This window comes from Arachidicoccus sp. (assembly GCF_050436765.1).
Lineage (GTDB): Bacteria > Bacteroidota > Bacteroidia > Chitinophagales > Chitinophagaceae > Arachidicoccus.
In genome coordinates, this window is record NZ_JBNQGD010000102.1 from 1 (window position 1) to 10,235 (window position 10,235).

The window sequence follows — 10,235 nt, forward strand, 5'->3', positions numbered from 1 at the left end:
ACAGCCGTTTTCCATATTGGCATCATCTAAACCAATCCAGCAGGTAAGGTGTTGCATAGGTTTGGTAAATGTCCAATAAGAAAAATCTTGATGCCATGCCACTACTCCGCCATGTTTGGCTGGTTTGCAGAACAATTGATCATGAAATAGCCGGATCGGCTGCCCCAGTAGTTGGTAAGCCGCCATACGGTAAGCGGGAGACCAGATCAAGTCGTGAAACCCGGGTGTAACACGCCAAGCGCCAATAGCATGAAAAAGTACTTTATCAGGATCTTCCGACTCGTTACTCTCATAATGATAAAACAATTCCCGGTCTTGTTGGCTGCCATTTTGCAAACGCACGAGTTCTTCATTCAATGCGTCAACCTGTGTTTCGTTTAATATTTTAATGCCCGACAAATATCCGTTCTCTTTAAAAAAATCTATCTGCTGCCTGGAAAGCATATATTGTTTCCACTCTTCTGCAGTTTTGGGCTGGTCAAACAGGCTGCTTATGGGTTTATTTTGATTTGAAAGATCAAAAGCCGCTGTGGTCGTATTTTGCATACTAAAATAGTTTTAAACTTTTTTGACTCCAGTAACACTTCATGCCTTGTTCAAATACAGATTTGATTTCATTATTAAATTCTAGTAACCGGGCATTACAGTTATACTTTACATTCCGAAGGTATGCAGTGACTATTTTATAATTTGTGCAGTTTGCGAAAAAAAAGTGTCAGTTTGCGAACGCTTATTCGTTTTCGATTAATTGATTAAATGCAAAGACATATAATTTGTCGTATGTGGAGAATAATTGTCTACCACTGGTTGTATTAATTCACTTTAAATATGACCCCATAATTTAATTATATTTAAACCGGGCATAGATCCGCTGGAACGCACCGGTTATTAAAAACCGGCCCCCTTCTGAGTTTTCTTTCTATATTCTAAAGGATTTAGGCCAGTGTACTCCTTAAAATACCTAGTGATATTTCCTGTATTCAGAAAGTCTAATTCGTAGGATATCTCCTTAAGTGAGAGATCAGAATTAACCAACAAAAATTTAATACGTTCAATTCTTTTTTTCTTTATTTCTTCAAGTATAGAAGTCTTAAGGATCGACCTAAATTTCTTTTCCAGCACTCTTCTCGATAAGGTTGTCGATTCAATGACGTCATCAACCGAAATATCTTTGTGAGGTGCAACATTGGTTATGAAGTGCAATGCATTACGCACAGATTCATCATTTACAGCCAGCGCATTGGTAGAGTTTCGGGTAATAATAGCGCCCAGATCAACCATAATATCACTTGTAGGTCGCTCCTTAAATTCAATCCATCTGCTAAGCGCTGATGCAGCTTCGAAACCCGCCTGAACAGCATCCTGATCGACCGATGATAATGTAGGAGTTGACATTTCACAAATCATTACGTCATTATCTACACCCATTATCGAAAAATCATCCGGGACTTTTGCCTCTAATTCTTTTGTCGCTTCTATTAATTGCACACTTAATTCATCGGTTGCCGTAAAAATGGCGCAAGGCGTCTGCATAGAACGCAGCCATTTTACAAGTAATACCGGAAGCTCCTCCCATAAAGAAGTATTATTATCATAAAGAAAACTATTGACCAAATAGCCCGCTTGCTCAAGAAAAGATGTATAACCTGCCTGTCTTTCTAAAGACCAATGAAAATTTTCAAACCCCAAAAAAGCAAAATTATTAAACCCTTTAGAGATAAAATAGGTGGCGACTGCTCGTCCTAATTCTTGTCCATTCCCTCTTATATTTATATGGTTAACATGCGGCTGATCGTGAGGTGAGATGATGATCGGGATATTTAATGCTTTCATTTTCTCTATTCCAGGTACTTCCCGAATTAAGATCCCATCAGGCTTCCAGTCAATAATTCGCTGTACTAACCTTTCTCCTTTTTTTGTATTTGTGTAGTAAGGCGGTGAAAAAAAGAAATGAAATTTCTCATAGAGATTATTATAATTCATAATCCCCTTCAACAAATCCCTATCGAAAGCGCGGGAAATTTCCAATAAAATCGCAATTTTAGATTTCTTCTTATACATTCGATTAAATATCAATACTAAATATAATCCCTGTTAAATATACATTTAAAAGAGAAAATATCCTATTTAGTTTTGATCTGTAATTTCACACAAACAGGTAAATGATCAGAAGCGACAGGTTCATTGCCTACTACTGCCTCCAGCACTTTAAAACTATACTTCTTTTGTTTAAGTGCCATAATATAATCTATACAATCAACAGGGTGATTGGCCGGTATCGTAAGTTTAGAAGTATCACTGAGCAATTGCCATTTTTTTGAAAGTGCTTCTATAGCCGGCGAGTTAGGATTCGAATTTAGGTCACCGGCTAAGAAAACGGGCTTTGTATATTTTGCCGTAAACTTGTCGAGTAACGCTACCGATAGCATTCTATCCTTTTCGGTTAATGAAAAATGGGTACAGACAAAAATGTAATTTTTCATTTCCACTAACACTGCACTTCGCCTCTCCTCTGTTCCGGGCAATGCTATTGCTCTTATATTTAAGGGCTTTTCTTTTGAAAGAATGCCTATACCATACTTGCCTCCATCAAAATTAATTGAAGTATGAAAAGTAGGTATCATTGCTGTGAACGTGGCCAATTTATTTAATACATACACTCCTTTAGCCCGACGTGTAGCACTGTCTAACTCTTGAATCGCCACTATATCAGGATTAATTTTTTTGATAGCATTCGCCACTCGCTGGTAATTTACAACATTATCCAAACCAACTCCATTGCGTACATTATAAGAAACTATCGTAAGCGTTTTAGAGTCTAAATTTCCCTTGGCGTCGTTTTTAACTGTGTTGCAACCTATGCAAAAAATTAAATAGATAAAAAAATAATTCGCTTTGAAAATTTGTCTCATTTTTTATTGTTTTTTGTTGTAAAAATTATAGAAATATGTCCGGTTTTTCACGATTGATTTTAATGCCAGATCAAAGAGCCTGAATAATAATAATGCCGCCGCCTTTGGGTGAAACAGTAATATTTTGTAAATCAATATCGTTCTGATCTTCTTGAAATCCATCAATTTTCGGAGCAAAGGCTTTCATTTTTGATGGGTCTATATTCAGCGCTTTCCAATCCACGCTTAGAGAAATATGCGCGTCCGTTTTCGCCCAACTTGCATAGGCAATCATCAGCTTATTATTTTTCTTGTATACCGTTACTTTTACATCACTGTCGCTACATTTCAACGGAAGCGCGGGATCCCAGTATCCGATCATTTGGGCGTCTTTAATACCAAAGCTATCCCACAGTTTCCAGATAGCCGAAGGGTCGCAACCGGTCCAACCCAGCCTTGAGGTCATGCCATACACCATGCCTCGAAAAGCATTTCCGCACTCATTCAACATTTCACTATAAAGGCCATAAGGTATTCCCGACATCTCTATTAACCAATAATCAGGGCTTTCATTGGGATTAAATCCCTCTCCCAACCAAAGGCTGTTAATACAGGGAAATAGTTCCATATACTCGCTGGCAGGGCTATTCATCCCATAAGCGGGCATATAATTATTACCTGAATGGAAATCTATTAAACAACTGTCTGCTGCTCTGTCCATCACCTTTCTCACACGCTTCATAATCTCTCTATCATATCCGACTCCATCCAGATAAATACCTCTGACACCCGTATTTTTAATTATCCAATTTAGACCTTCCAGATAATAATTATGCCAGCGGGATAGTCCTTGTGTCCGTATAGACATATCATATCCGCCGCAATCCAGTGGCGTATGCCAAGCGGCATCATATTTAGTGCGGAGATGTTCGACTTCCCAATAACCACCAGTCGAATTAAGATTGCCGCCCAACCCGTCATCTACAAACTGATCGGCGATTTGCGCGCCTAAACCGGGTGTAAATACTTCACTATCCAGACTACGTAATGCCCATATTTCCGGTGCATACACACTCAATTCACGAACGGTATAATACAATTTCGTTCTTATGCCATATTTTCTATTTTCAGCAACGTATTGTCTCAAAGAGTCCGTTGTTAAAAAAGGATAATTGATGTACGGATTCAATTTATTTCCCTGATGAATATTCATTACAGTTGCGCCCTTTGCCACCGCTGTGGCGCGCCAATTATCTATTGGGGGATCGGCCTGATAATAACGATTACTCCAATGTTCATTATCCAAAGGTTTAACCGGCGTAATCAACAGTCCAAAATTTAGATGCATTACTTCACCGGCTTTAAGCTGTTTAGCGCCAGTAAAAGCATCTAATAATATTTTGTCCGATTCCTCACGCATTGAACAACCACCTTTCCCATCGTTGCTCCAGTCTTTATAAGTACCCGTTTTGTTTAAATTGGTTATTGCCCAATCCGGTGTTTCATTTTTTAATTTACATTGCATACCTGCATTTACATCCCCCATCCATATCATATTATTGGCGCGGCTTATATCCCATTTCCAGTCCCATTTTACCGGTCGTTTCCCCCCTTTATACCCCATTCCCATCATGTACTTTGCTGTGCTGCGTAGGTAAGGGATTTGTAGCTCCACATTATCTAATGCTATATCTTTAGTTGCGCTAAGGGTTATCTGATAATTTATGTAGCCATCGCATTCCATCTTGGCAAATATGCCAAGATCAATGCCTTCGCTGTGCAAATGTGTTTCCCAACTCACCGCTCCAACTTGTTTATTCGTGATAACAGGTGCAGCACCTTTCCAATTAAGCTGCTTCCCGTTATGCATTGCCACTAATCTTACAGCACCGCCCAGTATATCTTTTACAGCACCGTTGACGGCATTATTACTCCCGGTAAAAGTGCTCGTTATTTTTTCCGGTAACCCATATTTATCAAATTGCAGTCCCCTTCCCAAAACACTAATATTTCGCCCCTGGACAATCACAGGCGTATAAGGTTTATAGATGCTGTCGTCCAATCCGATGTCGGAATTTAACCAATTCAGTCTGGACATTCTGAATAATTCATCGTAACCCCGATCTTCTAAAATTGAGTCAACTATTTTTATTTGTATGGGAATAATTCTATCTTTTGTTCCCTCAGCCGAAACAGACACACTTCCAACATATTCACCCGGCTGCTGATTACGACTTAAATCAATCCCCACCCACATCGCGTGTACACCTCCTTTCTGAACATCTACTTGCTTTATAAATTTTTTACCTAGCCAATCCTTTCCGCCAAGATTAAAACATTGTATAGCGGATGCAGGTATGCGCTCCGATTTGTTGCTTACCAGATCTGTAAACTTTAGCTTTACATTGTGCAATGCTTTAAACGGAGCATACAAGCCTAACTGATAAACAAAAAATTCGTTGCGCATTGCAGTGCCCTTAAAGGTACCGCCTTCTTTTTTCGTTGTCCATCGCAGCGGAATATCTGTATTCATGCGTATAGGATGCTTCCTGTCTTCGGGGAACACCAAAAAGTCTTTTCCTTTATTTTCTTCCAACAGTTTTTTCAATTCACTTTTAGTGGCAATAATTTCCATAGGATCAAACCGGTTGAAATCATCCACGGCTTCAAAACGAAGTACAGAAGCAACGGGCAGCTTTGCCGTATCGGCAATGGAAGTAGCGTCATTTGCAGCGGCCCATACAGCGTTATAAGTATTTTTAGCTTTCAGATAAATCGTATTGGGAAAATACCAACTGCCCGTTTGCTTAAACGGCATATAATACAAATAATAGATCCCCTGTCCGGTGGTTGGTTCGAAAACAAAATCACCATATTCACGATTAGTAGTGAGACTACATATATTGTTTACTTTTTTACCCGTACTCGCATCTATTAAAATTACGGCATCATCTTTAGGATCTGCCACCCTTCGCCAAGGTACATGTACGCGCACCGCCGGCGCATCAACACTCACTTTAATGACAGCACGCTGCGTACCTAATTGCATTCTATCCCAGTGACCAGTACCATATGGAATATTTTGAGCAATTAGTTTTACGCTTCCGCCAAAAACAAGTGGCAGCATCAGAATCGACCCTATTATGAAGCGTAAACGAAGACGACCTCTTGAACCCGTACAATTTTTCATTATTTAAAATTTAAAAATCTAAACGCACCATTATTGACCATTACCCGAAATACTTAGGATTAAAAAATAACACCCATTCTCACTTTTATAAAATCCTCGAACAAATACTTTATCAATAGAAATAAAACCAATCTAAAGCCAGCGGACTCTGGGAAAACCCGTCAAATACAAGAGTCACCGCCTGTTTTCCTTTTACAATTTCATTAAGGGGGCTGGTAATGATTTGATAGGACCGGTGTTTATCAATTGCCTCTATTTTCTAATTGGCAACTTTTTTTCTATCACCCCCCTTACCTATCCAAACTTCTATCTGTCCTTCACCATGAACGCCCAATGTTTTACAACGTACATGTTTAAAACCTTTTTTAAACTGAATATATTTATATTCCGCGGTATCGCCATTTTTTATATTCGCTAATTTGCCAAACCATAGACCCTCTGATTTAAAATCTTTCGAATAAGCACCTCCACTCATCTGACAAGCCCATTCAGCTTGTATTTGCATGTTGGCGGGTAGCGGACCCGATGCCCCCTGAGACGTCATTTCCACTTCAGCAATACTGCCGTCTTTTTTTATTGTGATGGGTTCGATACAAGCTTTTCTAAATTGGGTTACGCCGCCAGTAGGGCGGTGATAAAATACATACCATTGACCATTAAATTTTTGAATGGACCCGTGATTGTTTTCAATTAGCGGATTGGAGCCATAGTTGTCAATGATTACACCTTTATATCGAAAAGGTCCCATGGGCGATTTACTAATAGCATAAGCAAGTGAAGTACACTGGTATCGCTTATTATGCCGACCGCCATAAGCATATATAAGGTAATATAATTTTCCAATCTTTCGAACAGAAGCCCCTTCATTAAAATAGTTATCATCGTAGCTTCCAGCAAGGCAATTAGTAATCGTGGCAGTATCAATCTGCCGCATATTGGGTTCCAGTCTTGCTACCTTAGGCGCCCCCTGTCCCCAATATAGATATCCCTGCCCGTCCTCATCAATAAATACAGCCGGATCAATTTGGCACGCACCTGCGATAGGCGTGCCGTTTTTATAGGGTCCCAGAGAAGTGGTTGCAACAGCCACCCCTTCTGTAAAAATTGCGCTGGGCATACCGTAAAACAGATAAGAAGAATCTCCCTTTGACACCCAATCTGAGGCAAACAGCAACTCATTCGTATAGGGCACTTCATCGTTCTCTCCCTTAGAGCTAAAGGCATTTGTTTCGATATTCCAGGTTCTGAGATCACTGGTTGACAATATATCATAAGAATGTGAACACCAGTGTCCACTAGACTCATCCAATGAGCCGAATACATATAAGCGGCCATCTTTCCCTACATATGCCTCGGGGTCAGCAATATATACTCCTGGCGGCACAATGGGGTTTTGTGCCTTAGCATATGGAATTATTACTAAAAGAAAGGGTAGTAATAGAAAAAATGTCTTCTTCATAAATTAACGTCTGTCTTGGCGTTTCATTTTTCAAACCTGCCACTGTTTTAAAAATCAAATTAAATCGTTCATCATCTGTTGAGCTATCAGCAAAAGATCTCTTTCTACTTGTTGATATCCACTAAAGGTATCGTTCTAATGGGCTAAATATTTTGCATCTATCAGGTAAGCATTCGATAAATAATTGCCGTATACCATTAATTTCCGTACGCTATCCGTGCGTAAACGTCCGACTTTTTCCCTTCATGAACAACTGCTAAATTGATCATTTTTGATGCTATATTTACTGCGCCAATAGGTAGAGCTTACTTAAAACGCCGGTAAAAAACACGTAGGTACGGCGGAAATCCATGTTATCGGGCTTTAAATTCGCCTATTTACGTTGTTCCGTTGGTAGAAATGCTCCTTATGATTACGTTAGATAAGGTGGTTTGGATTAAAAATTTGTGATGCCAAGTTTTGTCCTATTTCCATACAACCTTTGCAGATAAAGCATTCAACAATCTGCGAAAATTGATCTTACAGACCCTTAGGCCGTTTTTAAGTACATTTATTAAATGAATACCGTTTTTCTTATAAAACCATAGCTACTCATTTGCTACCGGCTGCCAGCAAATACAGGTAGGCGTACCCATAGAATATCTATGAAACATCCCCAATTCTGCGGTGATGGGATTGATGGAAAATACAGCTATTGAATCATCATCCTGGTTGGCCGCTAACAGCCAATTACCACTCGGATCAATACTAATGTCCCTTGGTGTCGAGCCGCCACTATAATAGACACCTACAAGATTTAAGCGGTTATCCAGGATATTAAAGGCGTAAATACTGTTGGTATTCCTTTCGGAGGCGTAAATAAACTTTGCATTTGGATGAATACGAATGGCCGCGGCACGCATCTCTCCCGTTGCCAAAATCGCTGAATCTGCTAAATGAAATTGTCCTTCTATATTTTGGAACAAAAATAGCTCACCACTTAATTCTCCAATAAGGGCCATCCATTTTCTTTCTGGATCCATATCCATGTGTCTTGCCCCGGCACCTTTTTTTATAACAACATCCATTGTTGCAAATGATTCCCACTGATTGGTAATCCTGCTTACACAGTAGGTCTTTACTTGATCTATACCCAGATCAACGCAGTAGACTGTGCGATCATCCAGCGCATATATCATGTGGGGGTGCGCAGCTTGCTGTCTTTCTTTATTTACACCTGAACCCTGATGGTGTATGCGTTGCGTCATTTGCCCTATGCTGCCATCCTGCTTTAAAGAATAAATAAAGATATCGCCACTTACATAATTCGCTACCAGAATAGATTTACCCGCAATCGCGAGATGGCAAGCATAATCGGCGTTTAACGGTATTTCATTCAATTTTGTCAGCCGGCCATCTTTACTGATCCTATAGGAAATAAGCATCGGAGAGCAGCTCGCAAACATTTCTTCCGCGGCATATAATACGGTACCATCCGCAGAGACAATAGGATAACTGGGGTTTCGTTGCGTATAGCTACCCAAAATGGCAATCGATCCACTAATAGGATCAAAGGAGCAAGCACTAATACCTGCTCCTGTTGGATGAGGCGCGGGCGCGCCTGTAGCTGTATAACTTCCTATAAAAAAAAGCATATCATTCTATAGCTTGAATAAGTGCTTTCATATAGCCCAATGCATAGGCCATCCCAGCATACCAGGGAGCTTCACAATTTAGCTGAGGTGTATGATCGGGTATAAGCACTCCGTTAAATTTTTTATCTTTTAATACTTTGATGATTTTTACCATATCGATATCACCTTCGTCTACAAAAGTCTCCTGATAGTTAGGCACCTTTCCTTTTACGTTTCTGAAATGGATATAACCAATATTATCCGCATATTGCTTTGTCGCTTCATAGATATCACCTTCCGTCATCTCTGCTAATGAGCCCAAACAATATTCAAGATTATTATAGCTGCTTGGATAAACGTCGAGCAGTCTCTGATACATATCCGGTTGATAAACCAACCGAGGTGTATTTCTGACAAATGGCACAGGCGGGTCATCGGGATGTGCCGCGAGTTTTACACCGGCCTGTTCCGCAATGGGAATCAATTCTTTTAAAAACCATTCAAGCCTTTGCCAAAGCTGCTCATGAGTGACAGTGGGAATAAAACCTGTAGCGGCGTTGACATCATAGCGCATGTTCCAAACCGTCCCATTGGGAATGGGTCGCTGATCTACACCATCCATGCCCACCGAAACCGCTCCACCCCGAGCAAACGGACCTGTTATTCGGCTACATACACCCGCAAGGCTAAAATTGTATCCAATAATGGGTATACCTGCCTGGCCAACATTGCGAATATGTTGTTTAAGTACTTCAATCTGCACTTTTTTCCGGGGACCATCCAGCAATATATCGGACCAGTCTGCCGGATCAAAGTTTTCAATCGCTTCCCACTGCAAACCAGCGGCGTTTATTTCTTTCTTTAGTCTAATGAGCGCATCCAGTTCCCATAACGGTCCCGAATTTCCGGCAAATCCCCATCCCGATCCATTCCCTATCGGCTGGTTATTGATATCTTGTTGGTTGCCTTTATAAAAATAATCCACTAAGTGCACAACCAAGTGAGAACAGCCACATTGTTTTGCAAAATCGAAATGTTGCCTGTTGAGCATGTGTCTATAAAGACCAAGACCTAACTTCATC

The 10,235-nt window shown here is 40.2% G+C and carries 7 protein-coding genes; all 7 read right to left on the reverse strand.

Annotation, left to right across the window (positions count from 1 at the left end):
* The coding region (locus ACQR30_RS04225) for a phytanoyl-CoA dioxygenase family protein (RefSeq protein WP_429731724.1) at positions 1-546 on the reverse strand (546 nt) is incomplete at its 3' end.
* A gap of 342 nt (positions 547-888) precedes the next feature.
* Positions 889-2,061 carry a XylR family transcriptional regulator gene (locus tag ACQR30_RS04230; protein WP_429731727.1) on the reverse strand — a complete coding sequence of 391 codons (1,173 nt, stop codon included), beginning with the start codon at positions 2,059-2,061 and terminating at the stop codon, positions 889-891.
* Between the two features lie 62 nt (positions 2,062-2,123).
* Positions 2,124-2,912 carry an endonuclease/exonuclease/phosphatase family protein gene (locus ACQR30_RS04235; protein WP_429731730.1) on the reverse strand — a complete coding sequence of 263 codons (789 nt, stop codon included), beginning with the start codon at positions 2,910-2,912 and terminating at the stop codon, positions 2,124-2,126.
* Between the two features lie 70 nt (positions 2,913-2,982).
* Complete coding sequence (locus ACQR30_RS04240) at positions 2,983-6,081, reverse strand: glycoside hydrolase domain-containing protein (protein WP_429731733.1); 3,099 nt, start codon at positions 6,079-6,081, stop codon at positions 2,983-2,985.
* A 259-nt stretch (positions 6,082-6,340) separates the two neighbouring features.
* Positions 6,341-7,540 carry a family 43 glycosylhydrolase gene (locus ACQR30_RS04245; RefSeq protein WP_429731735.1) on the reverse strand — a complete coding sequence of 400 codons (1,200 nt, stop codon included), beginning with the start codon at positions 7,538-7,540 and terminating at the stop codon, positions 6,341-6,343.
* A 587-nt stretch (positions 7,541-8,127) separates the two neighbouring features.
* Positions 8,128-9,174: a lactonase family protein gene (locus ACQR30_RS04250; protein ID WP_429731737.1), complete on the reverse strand. Its 1,047-nt coding sequence runs from the start codon at positions 9,172-9,174 to the stop codon at positions 8,128-8,130.
* Between the two features lies 1 nt (position 9,175).
* Positions 9,176-10,235: mannonate dehydratase (locus ACQR30_RS04255; RefSeq protein ID WP_429731740.1), on the reverse strand; the 1,060-nt coding region annotated here is incomplete at its 5' end.